The following is a 23,738-nucleotide window of genomic DNA, read 5'->3' as shown; positions in this document are numbered from 1 at the left end:
AGGCGTTGGCTTAATTGAGTTCAATCTTCTCGATAGAGACGATTTTGGAGCGATTTAAGACCACTTTCCAGCGGTAATAAACAGGCTCATCGGTGTGGTTGTCCTCTTTGACAATCACATTGAGCAAATGACGTTTCTCTACTGACTCTTTGGTTACTTGACCTTCATTTAAACGGTAAACTCGGTTTGAGCTTTTATCCATCAAGCGGATGATAGGGCGCAAACTGATGTTCAATGTTTCTCTCGTTTGTTCGTAACCACTCAAGAAAAGAGAGGTCGCCATTTCGGTTTTCTCGTGATAATGAAGAATCTGCTCTTCACGTTGAACGACGCGTTTTTTACGTATTCTTTGAATCTTATCCGGCAAGCTACTTAAGGTACGATAATCGAGCCACTCCAATTTTTTGCCAACCACTTTTTTCGTCGTTGGATCAACGTACTTCTTACGCCATTTTGGTTTGCCTTTACGGATCCATCGCCACATGGCATCGCGTAAATCATCTTTAAAGATTTCTCGTAAAGCGTAAATAAAAGACATCGCGATAATGAATGAGGCAGAAATTTCCCCCAGATAATCGCGAGCGAGAATCACGGTCGAGGTCACGACAACCATCACTAAACCGGTTGCAATACCTTTGATAGCGCGCTTAATGTTGTTACCCATCGATATGGTTTCTTCACGAAGCACGATAGGGTGTTCAATCAATCGCCTTAGCAAGCGCATTTTGTTAGATAGGCGAGTAACGTCTTCAACGACTCTTGATGAGTTGTATTTGTTGAGTTTACGATGGGCTTGCTCTTTCTCACATAGCGTGATCAGACGCTTTTTGATCGTGCCATAGTCGCCTTCACGTGGTAGATGGGCCACCAGTGACAGGAACTTTTGCTCGGTATACCAAGACAGATAGTTATCGATGTTAACGTAGTAGCGTTTTAAGTTCTCTTCATAAGGAATAGAACGCCGCAAGCGCTTTAAGATCTCAAGCGTGAGCTCGATAACTTCGTCCACTTCATCTTCCGTTACGGAGTTGTTCTCATGCTTGTTTAAACTTGCTACCGCTTTGTCTAGCGCGATAACGTATTGGTAAGCGAACAAACTCAAACTTACTCGGTATTGCTGATTCGACAGGCGTCCACGTTTGGCAAGTCGACTGTGTACTAGCGGAAGAAGGATTTCAGTACTGTAATAAGATCGTTGCTGTGTGATTGAGGTGTAATAAAATTCGGATTCACTGATGATATCGGCGTTTAAACCAAGCTCACCAGGTATAAAAAAGTAAATATCTAGGTCGACACTTTTGCTCTTTGCGAGTGCATGACTGATTTTTAATGTTATTGAGTCTTGTTTATCGACGGTGACCAAAGAAAGCTCCTGACTTTGCTAAAGCATTCTTAACTTATGCGTTCCGTTGAGCAGGTAAGTATAAGAGTGCTAAAAGAGTGACTGGGGCATATAGCTGAACGACAACAGCATAACAGAGCACTATGCTTTTCTCTCTGATTTTCTTGTTAGTTTAGGTATAATTCCACGTAAATTTAAAAAGAGACAAAATCAATGATTAAAATTGGTCAAATTAACAGCTTAGAAGTCATTAAAAAGGCTGATTTTGGCGTATTTCTGGATGGCGATGATTACGGTTCTGTTCTACTACCTAGTAAGTATGTACCAGAGGGTACTGAAATTGGTGAGTATGTAGACGTATTTCTGTACTTCGATTCAGAAAGCCAACTTGCTGCGACCATTGAAAGACCAATTGCCCAAGTGGGTGAGTGGGGTTTAATGAAGATTGAGGGTGTGAATGCGACAGGTGCTTTTGTAAATTGGGGCATCAAAGAAAAGGACTTACTGATTCCTTTTAGTGAGCAACGCACTCGCTTCTCTGCCGGACAAACCATTTTAGTGTATGTTTATACCGACAAAGCGTCAGGTCGCATTGTTGGTACGACTAAGTTCAATAAATGGTTAGATAAAACTCCAGCGAATTATGAAGTTAACGAGCAAGTTGATTTGATCATCGCAGAGCGTAGTCAACTTGGTTATAAAGCTATCGTTAACGGTAAGCATTGGGGCATGATTTTCCCATCGGATGTTTTTGGTAAGCTTTACATCGGTAAAAAGCTGAAAGGCTTTATTAAGCACATTCGTGAAGATGGCAAAATCGACCTTGCTCTACAAAAAGTCGGTGTGGCGAAAATGGACGATCTTTCTAGTAAGATCCTTGACCTGCTAGAGAAGAAAGGCGGATTTTTGCCTTTGAATGACAAGTCGTCTCCTGAAGCGATTTTTGATGCTTTCCGCACAAGTAAAGGGACTTATAAAAAGACCATCGGTGGCTTATACAAGCAGGGTAAAATTGTCATTGAGAAAGACGGTATTCGTCTAGCGTAGTCCTAACTCACGTATAGCGGATCTGCAGCCAAAAAAACGGCCCAAACTTTTCCTTTTTTTGGGCCTAGGGGAAACGGCTCCGCAGAGCCTGCGCTAAACTTGTCCAACAATAATTTTGTTGGTGAACATAGAGAGAAATGCCACATCAAAGCATTACTTTGATACAACTAGTTTAGTACAGCGTATCCGGATCGCTAGCGAGCCCAGTTGCTTTCATACTTACGAATTAAAAAGCCATCGCAAATACGATGGCTTTTCATTTATTTATGATTCGCTACTTCTTTAAAATAAGTTCTTATCTCGTACTAATTCGCGAGGAAGACCATTCTTTATTCGGTTGCTTACCCACTTGCCAAGGCCAATAACTGCGCCTTGATAGGTGACAAGTACTTCGCCTTTACCTGTTTTCATTCCCTCAGGAATGGTTTGTGGGCGAACATCACGCCCCATGTACCATTCGCGCGCTTCTTCAATACTGAGTTCAATGGCGTTGCTTTCAGAACCTGTCGCCAGGGCAGTCGCGACTTGGTGTTGCCAACGGTAGCCATTTTTATGGGCTTCCGCGATCTTTATACCCATACGGGAGAAGCGTAATTCGCCGATCATCGCTTCTAAAGCATTAGGGAACAGCCAGACATCTTTATCGCGAAGCCATACAGAACTGTCATTTGGAAGTTTAATACCTAACGCGCTTTGGAGTTGTTGAGCAATTTCTGTCGATTCTTTTTTTGAAGTTTTAGCAAAGGGGAATTTCCCCATGCGCTTTTTGACTTCTGGCGCCTCAACAGCAGCCAGTTTGCGAATTCTTGCAACAAAGAACCCTTCACAGTCGTAGACCTGCGGGAAAATATGCAAAAAGCCTTCTTCAGTTAGAGCTGCCTCTGCGTTTTCAAACAAGTTCTCAAGGCTTTCAAACTCTACAGCATCCCCAAAGGTTTCTTTCAAGTGATGACAAACTTGTTGGTTTTCTTCTGTACTGAGCGTACATGTTGAGTAAACCATCACACCACCGGGCTTTAATGCATGGAAGGCGCTTTCAATAAGATCTTTCTGCGTGTCAGCGATGTCGAGTACGGAAGCTTGCGTCCAGTTTTTCATCGCATCTTCGTCTTTGCGAACGGTGCCTTCTCCAGAGCAAGGCGCGTCGAGCAAAACCGCATCAAATTGTTCTGGTAGCCAACCGCCAAAAACGCGCCCATCGAAGTTACTTAGTGCGGCGTTACGTACCCCACAACGTTCTACATTAGCGTGCAGTACTTTTACACGACTTGCGGCGTATTCATTGGCCACAAGTACACCTTTGTTGTTCATTAAAGCTGCAATTTGAGTGGTTTTTGAGCCGGGAGCGGCTGCGGTGTCTAACACGGTATCGTAAGATTCATCATTCATAAACAGAGCAGATACCGGCATCATAGAACTGGCTTCTTGAATGTAGAATAAGCCAGACATGTGTTCTGCTGTGTTGCCTAATGGTACAACTGACTCATCCGCTTCAATCCAAAAACCTGTGTCACACCAAGGCACGGGAGAAAGCTTCCAGCCTTTTGCTTCTGCTCGTTCTAGAAACGCTTCAACACTGATCTTCAACGTATTAACTCGAATACTTTTGCGCAGTGGCTTTTGGCACGACGCGATAAAGTCTTCCATGTTGAGGTGAGCAGGAAGGATAGTTTGGATTTTTTCCAGAAACGCGTCTGGGATGTAAACATTAGGATGCAATGTGGGATCTCGTTTGCAGAATTTGTGGCAAATAATATACGAAAGCGAAGCAGAAACGAATAGTGACAAGGGCCGAGCAATAAAAAAGAGCAGCGATTGCTGCTCTTTTAAAGTGATCAAACTTCAATTGTACGTGAATTGAGCTTTATTCTACGGCTTAGGAATCGCTGTACGCCATTGAGTCCAACCTTCTTCAGCTTGTGAATACAAAAAGAAAGATTGCCCACTCTTTGCCGCTGGTGGAATAGTCGATTGCTCTGGCGTTGAAAACGCAATTCCTCCGCGAACTAAACTATCAAAGGTTCCCGCTTTGATGTTAGCGCCGGTAAGCCCGATGGAAACATCTACTCCTGAAACATTCCAGAACACACTGTTTTGACGAACGAGGTAAGCGTATTCAGGCTGTATTTTGATAGTTGTGACGATGCGATCAGCAAATTCTCCTAGGATTACGTCGGTCACTTGGCCAACTTCCATCTGGCGGTAAAGAATAGGTGTACCGACTTGTACTGAGCCTCTTTGTTCACTTTGTAACGTAAACATGATTCCATGCACGCGTTCTGAACTATTTTCTAACTGAAAATCAAATTTGGCTTTACCTTTACCTGGTTCAACACTGATGGATTTCGACACCAACGCTCCGAGGTTTTTAACGCCACCTAAACCAATTTCTGGTTCAGTTAGCCAAAAATGTGAACCTTCAACCGCAATGTTTTCTACGTATTCAGGTAGGATCCTTGCAGTGACTTCAACCATGTTACGACGAAAATTCGGTACAACCAGAGTGATTTCACCAACTTTAACACCTTGATATTCAATCGGCATTCCTTTAGCAATCTCTTGCGAACCGTCGGTTTCTAAAGCAATGACGCGCCCAAACTTGCGAGCGGTTTTTTGATCAGAATACAGCTTCCAGTTTTCTCCGATTTTGTTTTCAACGCCTGGCACGGAGTCAAAAGCGATGCCACCTTCGATTAACGACTTCAAAGGGTGTGCTTTCACACTGACGCCAGCTAATGATGCATCTATCTCAATCCCTGAACGATTCCAAAAAACGGTTTTTGGCGTTACAAGATAAGCGAAGCGGTTTTCGATAGTAGCCTTAATTAGTACTCCGCCATCAACTAGTTGGAAATCGGAGACGTTACCAACTGGAAGATTACGATAGAGTAGAGGACTGCCTTTGGAAATCGGCGGCAATTCAGAAGCAAATAGTGTTAGCGCCCTAGAGCCACTTTGATTGTACTGCGCCAATTCAGCCAATGATTCATTTTGGAACAGTTGATACTCTTTTTGAATATCTTGCTTGCCTTCGCTCACAAAACTAATTGACCCAGTTAACAACTGCTTTGCTGGAGGAACGGTAACGCTGAGCCCCGATTCAGTTAACTCTGCTGATGCACTGCCGGTTACATAAAAACGATTGTTTGATTTGATCAGATGTTTATATTCATGGTCAATCAATACATCCATAAATACTTCGTGTTGTGATTTTTTATCTTCCTTAACTAGGCCCACTTTGATGATTGAACCAACAACGATGCCTTTATAAAGTACATTGGCACCGCTATCTAGGCCAAACGAATTGTCGGATACCAAACGAATCGCGATGGACTTTTCTTGCTGTTGGTTAAACACGTTTTTACGAATGGCAGTAAAGCGGCGAGAGCGTTCACCCGCGCCCGGCACGATCGTTAAGAAGTTTCCTCGCACTAAATTAGCAATGTTTTCAACACCAGAAAGGGACACCTTTGCTTCTTCTAAGACAAATCGAGTACCTGTCGTCAGCATGTCACTAAAAGCGGGTTGAATTGCCGCTGACGCCAATATCACTTCTCGGCCTTCGGAAAGGCTCAAGTCCGTAACTTGGCCAATTTCGATTCCGCGATACATAATTGGAGCGCCTTCTCCGCTGATCTTGCTGTCATCAGGTAGGACGATTTTAACCGCGATGCCTCGACCAGCAGTTTTCAAATCTTTATACAAACGGAACTCGGTGTTCTCTTCTACAGGTTCACCATCATCCGGAGAGTCGACGGCGATGGCGCCACCTAGTAAGGCACTCATGCTTTCTAGTCTTACATCGACACCTTCAAAACCGATGCTGGCACCAATTCCACTGACGTTCCAGAATCGACTGCGGTTGTTAATGATATGTCGGTATTGATCCTGAATGTTGGCTTGAATAGTGATAGATTTTGCATCTTCATCTAGCTGGTAACTGTACACTTCACCGATTGGGATTTTCTTATAAACAATTTGAGAGCCAACCGATACACCACCTAAATCACGGCTTTTGAGCTTAATATTCAAACCTTGAGAAACGCGTAAATCTGTTGGGGCAGAGTCTAACGCATGGAATGTTGTCTCAAACTCTTGACCATCTCCGGGTTGAATCGAGATGTAGTTACCTGAGACGAGCGCATCCAGTCCGGAAACTCCCGTTAGGCTAGCTGTTGGTTTTACTAACCAAAAGCGTGTTTTATCGTTCAGTAACTTTGCAGCTTCAGGATAGATATCAGCATCGACATAAATACTGCCGAGATCTTCGGTGAGGTTAATGTCTCTTACCATGCCGACTTCTAATCCTTGGTAACGGATAGTGGTTCGGCCGGCGACAAGACCAGCGGCATCAGAAAAATAGATTTGCACTCGTTGTCCTGCATCGTGTATCGACTTCACAACAAGCCAGCCAGCTAAGACCATGGTCAAAATTGGCAACAGCCAAAGAGGAGATATGCCTTTACTCCGCTTTACATCTGGTACGTATGACGTTTGAGAACTGTTCTGATCACTCATTCATTGACTCTTTTTCTGATTGTTTTGGGCTTGTTTGGTCCCAGATTAGCCTTGGATCAATACTTTCTGCTGCAAGCATGGTCAATACAACGACAACACCAAATGCTACCGCGCCATATCCTGGTGTGAAATCCAGTATCTGACCACGATCGACTAACGTCATCATGATAGAAATAACAAACAAATCCATCACAGACCATTTACCGATCCATTTAACAACAAAGTAAACCATCATTCGTTGTCTCTTAAACACCGAACGTTTGAATTGGATGCAAAGCATGATGTAGGCGAGCCCAAGTATTTTAATCACCGGGACAACGATACTGGCAACAAAAATGATCGCAGCGATTCCATACATGCCGCTTTTTACCAAACCAGCCACGCCTGAAAAAATAGTGTCCTCCAAACGCTTACCATTGGTAAGCAAGATGGAAATAGGGATCAGGTTAGCGGGGAAGATGGCGACCGTTGCTGCGATGAGGTAAGCCCATGTTTTCTGAATGGAGTTTGGCTTGCGATGATATAACTCGTGATGACAACGCTGGCAATGGTCACCTTTAGGCTGGGACAAGTGGCATTCATGGCAATGCACATCTTTATGCTCAAAAGCATATAAACTTTCTGGTTTCCAAGCTTCCCAATAACGACGCACGCTGATTCTTGAAACTAACAAAACGGTAAATATCTGCAAAAGAACCAGACCAATTAACCCTGGACCGACGAAAATGTCGGAATAATCTTGGAGTTTAAAACAGGAAATGGCGATGCTAACTAAGAACACATCTAACATAACCCAATGCTTCAAATGTTGAATTAGCCACAGTGAGATACGAAGCCCACGGAACCATCGTTGATGTAAAGAAATATGCGCCGTTACCACTGAAACACAAACCGTCAGTGGCGCAAGAGAGCTACAAAATAGAATGAGCAATGAAAGAAGAACAAATCCTTCTTCCATCAATGTGATCATCCCTGAAGGTAGGGTTGCCGGAATCATCACACCAAAGAGTCGGATGCTAATAAAGTTAAAAAAGTGCGATGGAATAAATAGTAGGATGCAGGTTATCGCGACGGCTAGATTACCAGAGAGGCTAGGGCTACCTCCGCGATATAATTGCGTACCACAACGAGGGCAGTGTGCATTTTTGCCATGGGGTAAGTCGACGATGTCGACAGGCAATTCACAACCTTGGCACAAACGTACGTTATTGGGTTGCATGGCGTGCTTAGACAGAGAGGTCATAACGACCTCTCTAGCTTGAACGATTTAAGCGTGGGACTGTATGCCCCCATATAAGGTTTGATATAAGCCTTCTTGCTCAACTAACTCACCATGAGTACCTGTTTGCGTCACTTTCCCATCTTCAAGCACGTAGATCAAATCGGCTTGTTTCACAGCGGATAGTCGGTGCGCAACGATTAATGTTGTTCTACCACGTAAGAACTCGGTCAGTGCTTTGTGTAAAGCCGCTTCAGTAGCGGTATCTAGCGCAGACGTGGCTTCGTCTAAAATAACAAATTGAGGATTACTCAGCACCATTCTAGCAATGGCAAGCCGTTGTCGTTGACCTCCTGACAAACGAATGCCATTACGACCAACTTGAGTATCCAAGCCGTGGTTCAGTTGAGAAATTACATCATGCAGCTGAGCCACTTCAAGCGCACGCCAAAGTGACATTTCGTCAAAATTCCCACCAAGCGTTAGATTATGCCTCAAGGTATCGTTAAATAGTATAGGTTGCTGTAATACCACGGCAATTTTGTCGCGAATTACTTCAAAACCAATATCTTCTGTTAATTCATCATTAAAGCGAATGCTACCGGAGTTTTGACGGTAAACCCCAATAAGTAATTGTATCAAGGTTGACTTACCACCGCCGCTTGCACCAACCAACGCCACTTTCTTTCCTGCCGGCATATGTAAAGAAAGATTATCTAGGACTTTGTTTTCATTATTGTAAGAGAAATTAATGTTTTCTACTTTAACATCAACTTCTCTACCTTCTTTGAAAGGATTTACCTTAGGAACCGGTCTCTGCTCTTCTTCTAACTCTAATAAGTCGTTGATGCGTTTTAATGCGGCTTTAGCGCTGTACCAAGAAAACTGAATCCCAAGCAACTCTTGAACAGGAGAAAGCATGAACCATAGGTAACCAAAAACGGCAAATATTTGGCCAATAGTAAGGTCACTGAACATGACCATTAACATTGCGACAGCTCTGAATAATTCAAAGCCGATCAAAAAGAGAAGAAAAGAAACGCGACCAGCCGCTTCAGATTGCCAAGCATACTTGTCTGCATCAACGCGAACTTGGTTCGCACTGTCTTTGAGTTGCTGGAGAAATTCTCGCTCTTTATTGGCCGCGCGTAGTTGGTAGATTCCATCTAATGTTTCAACTAAACGGTTTTGGAAAATTTCAAAAGAATGATTTTCCTTCCGTTTCAGATGTTTAACCATACTGCCTAGTTTACGTGAGAAGTAAATGACAATAGGGTTAACTAACAGGATAAACAGACCAAGTCGCCAATCGAGCCAAAGTAGAACGATAGCAGTACCAATAACAGTCAGAAAACTGATAACGAATTTTGCTAACGTAGAACCAATAAATTTATCAATGGTCTCAATGTCAGTGATAAGGTGTGCGTTGATTCCTCCGCTACCTTTGGTCTCGTATTGTCGGATGCTGATACGGCCGAGTTTGTCGATCATTTTACTGCGCATCTCAAACGTGATGGTTTTTGAAACAAGCGTAAATTGTCGGCTTTGAAGGATATTTAATCCTTGGCTCGCAGCTCGCATAAGAACAACCAAGAACAGGGTGAAGAAAATATAGCCTGTCGGAGTGTGCCACGCTTCAGGGAGAATGGCATTCATGGCATCTAAGCCTTTTGCAGGTTGGTCCAATAAGACCTCATCAACCATCAAAGGCATGAGGAGGGGAATTGGAACACTAATCAAGGTTGCAAGCACCGCTATCAAGTTCGCTATGATCAGCTTGGACTTGTGCTTTTTTACTTGTGTTATCAACCAAGAACGGCTAATAGTGTCATTTTTCAGAAGCATTGTAATTGAGAATAAGTCCTATTATAAAGTAGGGCTGCATTTTAGCGCCATACATTGAGAATGGAAGCTTTTATAGTAAGTAGGAAGTTAATATGAACTTAGAACAATACCAAAGACTAACCAAACAAGCTGTTGCTCTAATTGAGTCTGAACCAGACTTTATTGCGAACCTAGCAAACTTGAGCTCATTGCTTTTCATGGAACTTGACGATCTTAACTGGGCAGGCTTTTACCTAACAAAAGGTGAAGAGCTTGTTCTTGGTCCGTTCCAAGGAAAACCAGCTTGTGTTCGTATCCCAATGGGTCGAGGCGTCTGCGGTACTGCTGCACAAACTAATACTATACAAAGAGTATACGACGTTCACGAATTTGAGGGGCATATTGCGTGCGATGCAGCGAGCAATTCAGAAATTGTGATTCCATTTTCTATTAATGGAAAGGTGGTTGGTGTACTTGATATTGATAGTCCAAGTATTGGCCGATTTAATGAAACAGACGAAGAAGGTCTCACTCATTTCATGGTTGAAGTAGAAAAGCTGCTTAATTCACACGCGAACGACGCATAAATTAGCCTTCGAGTGTGGTTTTTCCTTGGCATGTCACTATAATACGAGAATATTTTTTCTTAATGCTCGCGGAAATCCGCTCAAATCAGGACCCCTCATGACTGAAAAGTTAAAAAACAGCAAAGAAGTTATTGCATATATTGCTGAATGTTTCCCTAAGTGCTTTACTTTAGAAGGTGAAGCAAAACCTCTGAAAATTGGTATTTTTCAAGATCTTGCGGAACGTCTAAATGAAGACGAAAAAGTAAGCAAAACACAGCTTCGTGCAGCGTTAAGACAGTACACTTCATCATGGCGTTACCTACACGGTGTAAAACCAGGTGCAGTACGTGTAGACCTAGATGGCAACCCTTGTGGTGAGCTAGAAGAAGAGCACGTTGAACACGCGAAAGCGACACTTGCAGAAAGCAAGGCGAAAGTTCAGGCTCGTCGTAAAGAACAAGCACAAAAAGCTCGTGAAGAGGGTAAGGCGAAAGCGAAACCTGCGGCTAAAAAGCCTCAACAGCCTCGTCGTACTAATAAACCAAAAGTACAAAAACCAACTAAGCCTGTAGAAACGCGCGCTCTAAATGCTGATGAAATCACAGTAGGTAACGCAGTTAACGTGAACATGGGCAAAGGAAACATGGCAGCGACCATTGTTGAAATCAATAAGGATGATGTACGTGTTCAACTTGCTAACGGCCTACAAATGGTTGTGAAAGCGGAGCACTTGCGCGCATAAAGGAGATACTCCTACGCATGAATTGCCGTTCAAAAGTGACCCTGATTGCTGCTAGCTTATGGCTAGCAGCATCAGCTCAGGCTCTTGAAGCCAAACTACATAAAGATGACCTGCCGGTTCTTTCTCCTGAAGTTCAGCATGAAACAGCTAGCAAACGAGTCACCTCGCGATTTACCCGCTCTCATTATAAGCACTTCAGCCTCAATGATGATTTCTCTAAAGCGATATTTGAACGCTATGTAGAGTTGCTTGATTACAATAGAAATATTTTCACTCAAGCAGACATCGATTCATTTAAAAATTGGTCAGTAGAGCTTGATGATCAGCTTAAATCGGGCAACAACCAAATTGCTTTTGATGTTTACAACCTCTCAATGCAGAAGCGTTTCGATCGTTTTGCTTATGCGTTAACTTTACTCGATGAAGAGATCAAGTTTGATACCGATGACGAGATAGAGTTAGACCGCTCTGAGGCCGCATGGCCAAAAGACGAAGCAGAGCTTAACGAGTTGTGGCGCAAGCGTGTGAAATATGACGCGTTAAATCTGAAACTGACTGGCAAAGAGTGGCCAGAGATTAAAGAAGTTTTAGAGAAGCGTTATAACAACGCGATGAAGCGCATCACACAGACCAACAATGAAGATGCATTTCAGTTGTATATGAATGCCTTCGCGCGACAGGTTGACCCTCATACAAGCTACCTTTCTCCACGTAATGCCGAGCAATTCCAATCGGAAATGAACCTTTCTCTAGAAGGCATCGGCGCCGTTTTGCAAATGACAGACGATTACACAGTAATTCGTTCACTTGTTGTTGGCGGTCCGGCATCAAAGAGTAAGCAACTTGGTGAAGGGGACCGAATCACTGGTGTTGGACAAAACGGTGAAGAAATTGTCGACGTGATCGGTTGGCGTCTGGATGATGTTGTTCAGTTAATCAAAGGCCCTAAAGGCACAAAGGTTAAGCTACAGATCTTGCCAGAAGGTAACGATGCGAAGAGTTACATTGTCACAATTGTTCGTGACAAAGTTCGCTTAGAAGATCGTGCGGTTAAGTCAGAAATCATCGAAAAAGACGGTAAGAAGATTGGTATTTTAGAAGTACCAAGTTTCTACGTCGGCTTATCGAAAGACACCGATAAATTACTAGCTGAGTTGAAAACCAAAAACGTTGACGGCGTAATCGTTGATCTACGCAACAATGGCGGTGGTGCGCTAACAGAAGCAACGGCATTGACAGGTCTATTCATTAAAGAAGGCCCTGTAGTTCAAGTCCGTGACAGCTATGGCCGCATCAAGGTGAATGCCGATACCGATGGAAAAGTGAGTTATGATGGCCCATTGACGGTGTTGATTAACCGCTACAGTGCTTCAGCATCTGAAATTTTTGCAGCGGCAATGCAAGATTATAATCGTGCAATCATCTTAGGTGAAAACTCTTTCGGTAAAGGTACAGTTCAGCAACATCGTTCACTGAATCATATTTACGATCTTTTCGATAAAGAGCTAGGTTATGTTCAGTACACGATTCAGAAGTTTTATCGTATTGACGGTGGAAGTACGCAAAATCGTGGTGTTGCACCAGATATTTCGTACCCAACGCCAATAGAGGCTTCTGAAACAGGTGAAAGTGTTGAAGACAATGCTTTACCTTGGGATCAGATTGATAAAGCACAATATCAAACGTTTCCAAGTAACGACGCCTTAGTTGAAAAACTTACTGCTCTTCATAACAAGCGTATTTCTGATGAAATGGAGTTCCGCTTTATCAATGAAGACATCGAGAAATATCGTAAAGAAAAAGACGATAATACTTTGTCTTTGAACGAAAAAGTTCGTAAAGCTGAATCGGATAAAGCGGAAGCCCTTCGATTACAACGCATAAATGAACGTCAAGTTGCTTTGGGTAAAAAAGCATTCAAAACATTGGATGACATACCAAAAGACTACGAGGCTCCTGATGTTTATTTAGATGAGTCTGTCGCGATTATGGTCGATCTACTTAAGCAGGAAAATCAGTCATAATAACTGGCAATTTAGAATAAAAAGAGTGAGTCTTTCAGATTCACTCTTTTTTTATGCCTTTTTGTCTTCCGCTGTCTCGATATCGAGCAAGATATTCGCTTATTTTCCCCCAATAATTTACGTGATCTACATCTAAAATTTCGCGAAAGTGAGGACTACTGGCTAAGCTAAAAGAAAACGATAAGGATGCCGATATGAAGTGGTTCTTTATTTTACTTAGCTTTTGCTGCTTTAGTGTGTTTGGTGGAGAAAACACCAGAGAAGATGAATTAAGTCACTTTGACACGCCGTTTCTCATCGGAGACTGGTATTTGATGAACCCAAACCCCGAAGAGTCGGCTGAAAACTTTCGTGCGATCAAACTCTCATTAGGTTCTGACTACAGCTTTTCTATTGATATTCAAAAGAAAGACTATTCCGTTGACCATTGGGAAGGGCTGTATAACGCAAATGAAGACACCATCGTTCTTGGTTTAAACACCGACGAGCCTCAAATTTATGCCTATCGCAACAACCATAATACGCTTGATCTTAATGGTGTAACGTTCACTAAAGGATTATCTAATTCACTTGCAGGTATTTGGTCCAGCTCTCACGTATCTGGCGACGGTCTTGTGGCCAACAACATTAATCAGATGGATTTGATACTTCAACCTGATTTCGTGTTCATGTTTAGGGTTTCGAACGAAGAAGGGGATGAGTCCATCAAACAAGGTGTGTTTTACACAGAAGATGAGTTTTTGGTTCTGCTGTATGAAAATGGCGAGCATGGAACCACGTATAAGCTCAACAAGAATGAGCTAACGATCGAAGATTCCAATGGTGATATGTACGCCGTACTCAATAGAGTTACGCCATGATGCCTTTAACATGCGCCAAATTACGCGTGCGTACGGTAAGTCATTAATGTTGTTTAAATGTTAATCAAAAAACGGAGCTAGAGCACTAAAAGCTCCGTTTTTTGATGGAAAGACTTGTATTCTGATACCACAACCCCTACAAATAGCTTATATAGTGATACCAGAAATGCATTTTTGATCATGCAGTCTGGTATTTTTGTTGTTCGACATACAAGGATTTATGCTCATGTCTCAAGCTCCCCAGGCCAAATATCGTAAAGATTATAAAGAGCCATCTCATGCGATTACTGATATCGATCTTACTTTTGATCTATATGACAATGACACAATCGTTACGGCGGTATCAAAAGTTGCTCAAAAAGGCGATACAACAACGCTAGAACTCGATGGCGAAGGGCTTGAGCTACGCGCTGTAAAAGTAAATGGTGAGGATTGGGCTCATCACGAGGTGAAGGAGTCATCGCTGGTACTGACCGATCTTCCATCCGAGTTTGAACTTGAAATCGTCACCAAAATTGATCCTGAAGCGAATACAGCACTCGAAGGTTTGTACAAATCAGGCGGCGCATTTTGTACTCAGTGTGAGGCTGAGGGCTTTCGCCGTATCACGTACTATCTAGACCGTCCGGATGTTCTAGCAAAATACACAACAAAAGTGATCGCAGATAAAGCTGCTTACCCATATTTGCTGAGCAATGGTAACCGAATTGCAGAAGGCGATGCAGAGAACGGTCGTCACTGGGTTCAATGGCAGGATCCGCATCCAAAACCAGCTTACTTGTTCGCCCTTGTTGCAGGCGACTTTGATGTATTGCGTGACAAATATACAACGATGTCAGGTCGCAGTGTTGATTTAGAAATCTTTGTTGATAAAGGTAACTTAGATCGTGCAGGTCATGCGATGACATCGCTGATCAACTCGATGAAGTGGGATGAGGAACGCTTTGGCCTGGAATACGATCTGGATATTTACATGATCGTTGCTGTTGATTTCTTCAACATGGGTGCAATGGAAAACAAAGGCTTGAACATTTTTAACTCAAAATATGTTCTGGCGAACGATCAAACTGCGACAGATCGTGATTATTTAGGCATCGAAGCTGTGATAGGTCATGAGTACTTCCACAACTGGACTGGCAACCGTGTCACTTGTCGTGATTGGTTCCAACTAAGTCTAAAAGAGGGCTTAACCGTATTCCGTGACCAAGAATTCTCTTCTGACTTAGGCTCTCGTGCTGATAACCGTATTGATAACGTACGTATTATTCGTGGTCCTCAATTTGCGGAAGATGCAAGCCCAATGTCTCACCCGATTCGTCCTGACAAAGTCATTGAGATGAATAACTTCTACACGCTAACGGTGTATGAAAAGGGCAGCGAAGTTATTCGCATGTACCATACACTCCTTGGCGAAGAGGGCTTCCAAAAAGGAATGAAACTTTATTTTGAACGTCACGATGGTACCGCCGCGACGTGTGAAGACTTTGTTTCTGCAATGGAAGATGCCACCGGTGTTGATTTAAAACAGTTCCGTTTGTGGTACAGCCAATCGGGTACACCAACGCTACGCGTAAATAGCGAATACAACGCTGATGCAAAAACTTACGCACTAACGGTAGAGCAATTTACGGAGCCGACGCAAGACCAAGCAGAAAAACAAGCGCTGCATATCCCGTTCGATATCGAGTTGTATGATTCGAAAGGTCAAGTTATCCCACTGATGAGTAACGGTGAATTTGTTCATAACGTGCTGGATATTAAACAAGATAAGCAAACGTTCGTATTTGAAAATGTCGAAGAACAGCCAGTGCCATCTTTGTTGCGTGAATTCTCGGCACCAGTCAAATTAGAATACGATTACAGCGATGACGAGTTAGTCTTCTTGATGAAGCACGCAACGAACGATTTTGCTCGATGGGACGCTAGCCAAATGCTATTGGCTAAATACATTCGTCAGAATGTGAAAAACGTTCAAGCGGGACAAGAAGTATCGCTTTCTGAAGGTGTGATAGATGCTTTCCGCGGTGTGCTGTTGGATGAAACGCTTGAGCCAGCTTTCATTGCTCAAGTTTTCTCTATGCCTTCAATCAATGAGATTACTGGTTGGTACCAGCAAATTGATATCGATGCCGTAGATAAAGTGCTAAACAGCATTACAGTGTCACTTTCTAAGGAATTAGAAGATGAGCTAAGTGCGACTTATCACACGCTTAAGCAAGCAGAGTATACGATCGACCATGCTGCTATTGGCAAGCGTGCTTTACGTAACCGTTGCCTTCAGTACCTAGCACATACGGAAAAAGGTAATGATTTAGTCAACGCGCAGTACGCATCTGCAAATAACATGACAGATACGATTGCTGCGATGAGTGCTGCAAATAACGCTCAGCTCGAGTGTCGTGAAGCACTTATGGCTGATTATAGCGATAAATGGAAGCACGATGGTTTGGTTATGGATAAGTGGTTTGCACTTCAAGGTAGCAATCCTGCAGAGGATGCTCTTGAAAAAGTAAAAGCAACCATGAACCACGAAGCATTTAGTTTGAAAAATCCGAACCGTACGCGCAGCTTAATTGGCTCGTTCTTAAGTGCGAACCCTGTACGTTTCCATGATACATCCGGCGTAGGTTACCAGTTTGCCGGTGAAATTCTTCGCCAACTAAATGATTCGAACCCACAAGTAGCTTCTCGAATGATTGATCCTTTGCTTAAGTTCCGTAAATACGATGAAGCTCGCCAAGCAATGATTCGTGCAGAACTTGAAAAGCTCAAAGCAATGGATAATCTTGCTAAAGATCTATTCGAAAAAGTGACTAAAGCACTAGACGAATAGTAAACAACACAATAGGGTGGTCATTAAGACCACCTTATTTGTTTATGTCACTTAGTTTTAACTTCATGAACTATTACTACTTCAATCTCAACATTTCATATCAAACGTTTTTATCTCATTATTCTGGTGCGGCAAGTGTTGTTCAAGTTGTCACACACAACGGTTTGCGTTTGCAGTTACCCGCCGCGAGATTTAGACCATTTCTTAGTCAATTGGGCGTTAGAGGCCAGTTTAGACTAACAACTGACCAAAATAATAAGTTTCTTAAGTTAGAAACTCTGTGATGTATTGTATTTGCAGAGAGTTAAATAGGAATCTTAGTCACAGAATCGGACATTTCACCTCTTACCACTACGATTAGTTGTTAAACATTTGTAATTATGCTTTTACAATGGGCACATGCATTACCTATGCTTAGTTTCTAAGGTAACAACCTAGCTACTAAGTCCCCCTACAAAACAACAATTCTAATGTGGAGTGTGAATATGACCGCGCGTGAAAATGTAGTGCCGGTTCTGCTTGAAAAGGTTTACCAACTGATTCAAGACAAACTCGAGCTTTCTCACCAAACGCTTGTAACTAAACTTGCTCAACACTTATTCAGTAACATTGCTGATGATGATCTAATTCAGCGAAACGAATCCGACCTTTATGGTGCTGTCGTTAGCCTTTGGCACCATATCAATGAAAAAAAACCAGAAGAGATTTCGGTTCGAGTATTTAACCCGACCGTAAGTCGTCAAGGCTGGCAATCCACACACACAATCGTAGAAATTGTTGTTCCAGATAGTCCATTCTTAGTGGACTCAGTCAAAATGGCTTTAGCGCGTTTGGATCTTGTTTGTCACCTAATGTTGAATAACCCAACACAGATTCAGCGTGATAAAAAAGGCCAAGTTACAGACGTAAACGGTGAGGGTGGTGTTCTTCAATCACTTTTCCACATAGAGGTAGACCGCCTTACTAGTAAAGACGAGATGCAAGCGCTTAAAGAAGAGCTGTTAAGAATTCTATCTGATACTCGCTTAGTCGTTGATGACTGGAAGCAGATGGTTGATAAGCTTAAGTTTGTTACTGATGAACTTGAGAAAAATAAAGATCGTGTTTCTATCCAAACTGATCGTATGGATGAAACGATCGCATTTCTTCGTTGGCTAGAAGATCATAACTTTACCTTTATGGGTTATAAAGATTATGACTTAAAAGAGGTCAATGGTGATACCGAACTTGTTCCTGCTAAAGAAAAAGGACTAGGTCTGTTTGCTGATGACAAGCGCGTGCGTAGCGTCAAGCTCTCTGAATTATCAGATTCAGCGCGATTAGAAGCGAAAAAACCATACGCTCTGATCATCACCAAAGGTAACAAAGCATCTCGTATCCACCGTCCAGCTTATACTGATTACATCGGTATTAAAAAGTTTGATAAAAACGGTAAAGTAATAGGTGAGCATCGCTTTACTGGTTTATATACCTCCGCTGTTTACAACCAAGCGGTACAAAGTATTCCTCTGATCCGTGAAAAAGTTGACCGTATCCTTGAAGCAAGTGGATACCGTCACGGATCATACTCATACAAAGCATTGCACAATATCTTAGAAAACTACCCACGCGACGAGTTGCTTCAAGCTAATGAAGAAGAGCTGCTTGAGGTGGGAATGGGTGTTGTACAAATGCAAGATCGTGACTTGCTGCGTTTGTTTGTTCGTAAAGACCCATTTGGTCGTTTCTTCAGTTGCATGGTTTATGTCACTAAAGATCGTTACAACACAGAATTGCGCCGTCAAACTCAACGCATTCTTAAGCAGTACTTTGGTTGCGAGCAAGAGGTTGAATTTACAACGTACTTCTCAGAAAGCCCACTAGCGAGAACACATTACATTGTTCGTGTAGACAATAACAACATTGACGTAGACGTGAAAAAGATCGAGCAAAATCTAATGGAAGTTTCTACCTCTTGGGATGACAGACTAAAAGAATCCATCATTGCTAACTTTGGTGAAAGTAAAGGCCTTCCTCTTTCAAAAGAATATATGAGTGCGTTCCCTCGCTCATACAAAGAGGACATGATGCCAGGTTCTGCGGTTGCAGATATCGAGCGCTTAGAAGCGTTAAGTGATGATAATAAACTTGGTATGTTGTTCTACCGACCTCAAGAAGAGGGAGCAGATTCCAAAGCTGTCCGCTTAAAGTTATATCATCGCGATGAACCAATTCACCTTTCTGACGTAATGCCGATGTTGGAAAACCTTGGTTTGCGTGTGATTGGCGAATCGCCATATGAGATCGAGAAAAACAACGGTCAGACCTTCTGGATCCTTGACTTCTCTATGCTGCATAAGAGCGAGAAAACCGTTGACCTTCGTGAAGCTCGTGATCGTTTCCAACAAGCATTTGCTGCCATTTGGGCGGGTAATCTTGAAAGTGATGGTTTCAACCGATTGTTATTAGGTGCGTCTTTATCTGGCCGTGAGATTTCCATTCTTCGCGCTTACGCACGATACATGCGCCAAGTCGGCTTCCCATTCAGTCAGCAGTACATCGAAGACACGCTAAGCCACTACCCAGACTTAGCGACAGGTCTAGTCAAGCTGTTCACCAAGCGATTTGATCCGAAACACAAAGGCAGCGAGAAAGGCCAAAACGATCTAATTAAAAAGCTAACAGAGCAGTTGGATCGTGTAGAGAGCTTGGATGATGATCGTATTATTCGTCGTTATATCGAAATGATCATGGCGACGCTTCGTACCAACTACTACCAAGTAGACGAGAATAAGCAGCCTAAGCCTTGGTTATCTTTGAAAATGAAGCCAAGCGATATTCCTGAGATTCCGCAGCCTGTACCTGCATTCGAGATCTTTGTTTACGCACCAGATATTGAAGGTGTTCACCTTCGTGGTGGAAAAGTGGCTCGTGGTGGTTTGCGTTGGTCAGATCGTCAAGAAGACTTCCGTACGGAGATTCTTGGCTTAGTGAAAGCGCAACAGGTTAAGAACACTGTAATTGTACCAGTGGGTGCAAAAGGCGGCTTCGTTTGTAAACGCCAGCCATCTCTCACCAGTCGTGATGAAATTTTTGCGGAAGGTCAGCGTTGTTACAAACGCTTTATCCGTGCACTGCTTGATGTGTCAGATAACATCATTGAAGGAGAGGTGGTACCACCACAAAACGTTGTTCGTCACGATGAAGATGACCCATATCTAGTAGTGGCTGCCGATAAAGGCACAGCAACCTTCTCAGATTTGGCAAACTCTGTTTCTGCAGAATACAACTTCTGGCTAGGTGACGCATTCGCTTCAGGTGGTTCAAACGGTTACGATCACAAAGCAATGGGAATCACCGCAAAAGGTGGTTGGGAATCTGTTAAACGTCACTTCCGTGAAATGGGCATCAACTGTCAGACCACTGATTTTACTGCAATCGGTGTAGGTGATATGGCAGGTGACGTGTTCGGTAACGGTATGCTGTTATCGAAGCATATTCGATTGCAAGCTGCGTTTAACCACATGCACATCTTTATTGATCCAAATCCAGATTCAGCCAGCAGCTGGGAAGAGCGTAACCGCTTGTTTAATCTGCCAAGATCAAGCTGGGAAGATTACAACAAAGACTTGATCTCTCAAGGTGGTGGCATCTTCTCTCGTCGATCAAAATCGATCCAGTTGACGCCAGAAATTCAGAAAATGTTAGGTACTAAGAAAGCATCTTTAGCGCCTAACGATCTGATAAAGATGATCTTGAAAATGAAAGTCGATCTGCTTTGGAATGGTGGTATCGGCACTTACGTTAAATCATCGACAGAAACTCATACAGATGTTGGCGACCGTGCTAACGACATGCTGCGCATTGACGGCCGTGACTTAAGAGCCAAAGTGGTTGGCGAAGGTGGTAACTTGGGTATGACTCAGCTTGGTCGTATCGAATACGCACTAATTGGCGGTCGAGTGAACACGGACTTCGTTGATAACGTAGGTGGCGTTGACTGTTCGGATAATGAAGTCAACATCAAGATCTTCCTCAATGGACTGGTTTCAAATGGCGATCTTACGGTTAAGCAACGTAACCAAATTCTAGAGTCTATGGAAGACGAAGTGGGTGAAATTGTCTTGGATGATGCTTACCGTCAGTCGGAGTCGATCTCTGTTACTGAACAGCAAGGTGTTGGCATTGTTAAGGAGCAAATTCGATTCATCCACACTATGGAGAAAGCAGGGTACTTGGATCGTGCTCTCGAATACATTCCTGATGATGAAACGCTAATCGAGCGTGAAAAACAGGGACTAGGTCTGACTCGCCCTGAGCTATCAGTGTTAGTTGCCTACGGTAAAATGGTACTTAAACAGCAACTTGTTACGGATGAAATCGCAAATGATGAATTCCATGCAAAACAACTTGTTGAATATTTCCCAAGTGCGTTACGACGTAACTATAAAGATCAAATGGTTAATCACCCACTGCGAGCTGAAATTATCGCTACAGCATTGGCTAACCAGATGGTTAATGAAATGGGCTGTAACTTCGTTACTCGTTTGCAAGAAGAAACTGGTGCAAGTGTTGTCGATATTGCCAACGCTTACAGTTCGGCTAGAGAAATCTTTGATTTAGAAGAAATCCTCAAGCAAACTCGCAAACTTGATAACGTTGCGACAGCGCAAGCTCAATACGAAATTATGTTTTACGTGCGCCGAGCACTGCGTCGAATTGCACGCTGGTTGCTTCGTAACCGTAGCGGCAAATGCACGGTCGGTGAGTTGATTGCTATCTACAAGCAAGATGTCAATGTTATCACTGAAACCCTAGACACTATGTTAGTTGAGTCTGAAGTTGAAGAACACAATGAGTTGGCTCAAGGTTGGATAGAGAAAGGGGTTGAAGAGAAACTCGCTCACCAAGTTGCCCGCTTATCAAGCTTACAATCTGCACTGGATATTTCATCAGTAGCAAGTGAAACAGGTAAAACGGTTGAGCAAGCATCGAAACTCTACTTTAACTTGGGTGACCGTTTATCGTTGCATTGGTTCTTGAAGCAAATTAATAGCCAAGCCGTTGATAACAACTGGCAAGCACTTGCTAGAGCGGCATTCCGTGAAGATCTGGACTGGCAACAACGTCAACTTACCGCTCAGGTACTGACTTGTGGCTGCTCAACCGAAGAGCTTGACGTGATGGCTGCGCTAGAAGATTGGATTGAAACTAACGAGCAATCGTTGCACCGCTGGGAGAGTATCTTAAACGAGTTCAAAGTTGGCTCAGTACACGAATTTGCTAAGTTCTCTGTAGCACTTCGAGAGCTAGTACTTTTAAACCTCAACTGCTCATCGAAAGAGTAGTGGAATAATCAAGTCATAAGTAAAAGCCTCGTTATTTAACGGGGCTTTTTATTATCTATTATTCACATTTGGAACGAAAATAGTTACATTGTCACATTTAATTGAAATTAAAACAGAGTGAAATCGATTGCTTTTAAGCGGTTAGTTACGATTTTTATCGCAGAAACTTGATTGTAATTGTTTGTTTTATATTTAAAAATCTTATAAAGATATAGGTTTTTACTTATTACGTTCATTTTCATTGAATTACGATGAAAAACGGTAAATAATATTGTCCCGTTTATACGGGGCTTTTTTCTTTCGGAGGCACAATGCTTTACCGTCTAGCCAGAACTGGCTTTTTCCAACTCGATGCCGAGAAGGCACATGATCTTGCAATCAAGAACTTCCAACGCTTTAACGGCACACCACTTGATCTCTTTTACCGCCAACAGTTACCAACTCGTCCAGTTGAGTGTATGGGTCTAACATTCCGTAACCCTGTTGGTCTTGCGGCTGGTTTAGATAAAAACGGCGAATGTATTGAAGCATTTGATGCCATGGGCTTTGGCTTTGTCGAAGTCGGCACTGTAACGCCACGACCACAACCAGGTAATGATAAACCACGCTTATTCCGTTTAGTGGAAGCAGAAGGGATCATCAACCGCATGGGCTTTAATAACCTAGGCGTTGATAATTTGATCGAGAATGTTAAACGAGCAAAATTCAATTGTGTTCTCGGAATTAATATCGGTAAAAATAAAGATACGCCAATTGAGAAAGGGGCAGAGGACTACCTGATTTGTATGGGAAAAGTGTATGAGTATGCTGGCTATATTGCAGTAAACATCTCCTCGCCAAACACTCCAGGTCTTCGTTCACTTCAATATGGTGAAGCGCTTGATGAACTGCTTTCCGAATTAAAAGCGAAACAAGCGGAGTTATCAGAGAAGTACAACAAGTATGTCCCGTTAGCATTAAAGATTGCGCCAGATTTAAGTGACGATGAAATCTGCCAAATCTGCGATTCTTTATTGAAAAACAATATAGATGGTGTGATCGCGACTAACACAACTTTGGATCGCACGATCGTAGAAGGGATGAGACACGCCAATGAGGCAGGTGGCTTGAGTGGTCGCCCTGTGCAATCACGCTCTACGGAGGTCGTACGTAAGCTTCATGAAAAGCTTGGAGACAAACTTCCAATTATCGGTGTTGGTGGTGTAGATTCCTATGTTGCGGCCAAAGAAAAGATCATGGCAGGCGCTAAACTTGTTCAAGTCTACACTGGCTTTATTTACCACGGCCCAGGTCTCGTACGTGATATTGTTAAGAATCTTTAACATATACATTAAAAACTACTGAAAAATCAGTACCTTGACCCGTCCTGATATGGGTTGACACTTTTTAACTAAAACGCTCGATGTACTTCATCGGGCGTTTTGTATTTTAAA

Annotated in this window: 14 protein-coding genes; 9 read left to right on the top strand and 5 right to left on the bottom strand. The window is 42.8% G+C overall.

Features of this window, described 5'->3' with window-relative positions; all coding sequences use genetic code 11:
• Positions 1 to 10: 10 nt before the first annotated feature.
• Complete coding sequence (locus R7E38_RS21805) at positions 11 to 1,363, bottom strand: hypothetical protein (protein ID WP_005377421.1); 1,353 nt, start codon at positions 1,361 to 1,363, stop codon at positions 11 to 13.
• A gap of 192 nt (positions 1,364 to 1,555) precedes the next feature.
• On the opposite strand from R7E38_RS21805, the gene R7E38_RS21800 reads away from it, so the two are divergent.
• Positions 1,556 to 2,389 (top strand): S1 RNA-binding domain-containing protein, encoded by an 834-nt coding sequence (locus R7E38_RS21800; protein WP_054576876.1) that lies wholly within the window; start codon positions 1,556 to 1,558, stop codon positions 2,387 to 2,389.
• A 282-nt stretch (positions 2,390 to 2,671) separates the two neighbouring features.
• On the opposite strand, the gene rsmF is transcribed toward R7E38_RS21800, so the two are convergent.
• From rsmF to R7E38_RS21780, 4 genes are all read right to left on the bottom strand, one after another.
• Positions 2,672 to 4,108, bottom strand: coding sequence for a 16S rRNA (cytosine(1407)-C(5))-methyltransferase RsmF (rsmF, locus tag R7E38_RS21795; protein ID WP_151514807.1), 1,437 nt, complete (start codon positions 4,106 to 4,108; stop codon positions 2,672 to 2,674).
• A gap of 150 nt (positions 4,109 to 4,258) precedes the next feature.
• Positions 4,259 to 6,907 carry an MlaD family protein gene (locus R7E38_RS21790; protein ID WP_226084254.1) on the bottom strand — a complete coding sequence of 883 codons (2,649 nt, stop codon included), beginning with the start codon at positions 6,905 to 6,907 and terminating at the stop codon, positions 4,259 to 4,261.
• Positions 6,900 to 8,150 (bottom strand): paraquat-inducible protein A, encoded by a 1,251-nt coding sequence (locus tag R7E38_RS21785; protein ID WP_318082098.1) that lies wholly within the window; start codon positions 8,148 to 8,150, stop codon positions 6,900 to 6,902. The genes R7E38_RS21790 and R7E38_RS21785 overlap by 8 nt, the downstream gene beginning before the upstream one ends.
• Before the next feature lie 24 nt (positions 8,151 to 8,174).
• Positions 8,175 to 9,971: an ABC transporter ATP-binding protein gene (locus tag R7E38_RS21780; protein ID WP_005377431.1), complete on the bottom strand. Its 1,797-nt coding sequence runs from the start codon at positions 9,969 to 9,971 to the stop codon at positions 8,175 to 8,177.
• A 92-nt stretch (positions 9,972 to 10,063) separates the two neighbouring features.
• Between R7E38_RS21780 and R7E38_RS21775 the strand changes: the two genes are divergently transcribed.
• The 8 genes from R7E38_RS21775 (at position 10,064) to pyrD (ending at position 23,627) form a co-directional block, all read left to right on the top strand.
• Entirely contained in the window at positions 10,064 to 10,537 is a 474-nt protein-coding gene (locus R7E38_RS21775; protein ID WP_005377433.1) for a GAF domain-containing protein, read from the top strand.
• A 97-nt stretch (positions 10,538 to 10,634) separates the two neighbouring features.
• On the top strand, positions 10,635 to 11,261 hold the full coding sequence (gene proQ / locus R7E38_RS21770) for an RNA chaperone ProQ (protein WP_005377435.1): 627 nt from the start codon (positions 10,635 to 10,637) through the stop codon (positions 11,259 to 11,261).
• A gap of 17 nt (positions 11,262 to 11,278) precedes the next feature.
• Positions 11,279 to 13,285 carry a carboxy terminal-processing peptidase gene (gene prc / locus R7E38_RS21765; RefSeq protein ID WP_226084253.1) on the top strand — a complete coding sequence of 669 codons (2,007 nt, stop codon included), beginning with the start codon at positions 11,279 to 11,281 and terminating at the stop codon, positions 13,283 to 13,285.
• A gap of 194 nt (positions 13,286 to 13,479) precedes the next feature.
• Positions 13,480 to 14,145 (top strand): hypothetical protein, encoded by a 666-nt coding sequence (locus tag R7E38_RS21760; RefSeq protein WP_005377438.1) that lies wholly within the window; start codon positions 13,480 to 13,482, stop codon positions 14,143 to 14,145.
• A gap of 226 nt (positions 14,146 to 14,371) precedes the next feature.
• Entirely contained in the window at positions 14,372 to 16,978 is a 2,607-nt protein-coding gene (gene pepN, locus R7E38_RS21755) for an aminopeptidase N (RefSeq protein ID WP_064377195.1), read from the top strand.
• 65 nt (positions 16,979 to 17,043) lie between these two features.
• Positions 17,044 to 17,262: a DUF2835 domain-containing protein gene (locus R7E38_RS21750; protein WP_005377440.1), complete on the top strand. Its 219-nt coding sequence runs from the start codon at positions 17,044 to 17,046 to the stop codon at positions 17,260 to 17,262.
• A 201-nt stretch (positions 17,263 to 17,463) separates the two neighbouring features.
• A complete protein-coding gene (locus R7E38_RS21745; protein ID WP_226084252.1) occupies positions 17,464 to 22,305 on the top strand; it encodes an NAD-glutamate dehydrogenase in 4,842 nt (1,613 codons plus the stop codon).
• A 311-nt stretch (positions 22,306 to 22,616) separates the two neighbouring features.
• Positions 22,617 to 23,627, top strand: a complete 1,011-nt coding sequence (gene pyrD / locus R7E38_RS21740; protein ID WP_318082095.1) for a quinone-dependent dihydroorotate dehydrogenase — start codon at positions 22,617 to 22,619, stop codon at positions 23,625 to 23,627.
• Positions 23,628 to 23,738: the final 111 nt, after the last annotated feature.

The organism is Vibrio sp. Vb2131, from assembly GCF_033338535.1.
Classification (GTDB): domain Bacteria; phylum Pseudomonadota; class Gammaproteobacteria; order Enterobacterales; family Vibrionaceae; genus Vibrio; species Vibrio alginolyticus.
Note: the sequence above shows the minus strand (reverse complement) of the source record. Positions and strands in the feature narration are given on the sequence as shown.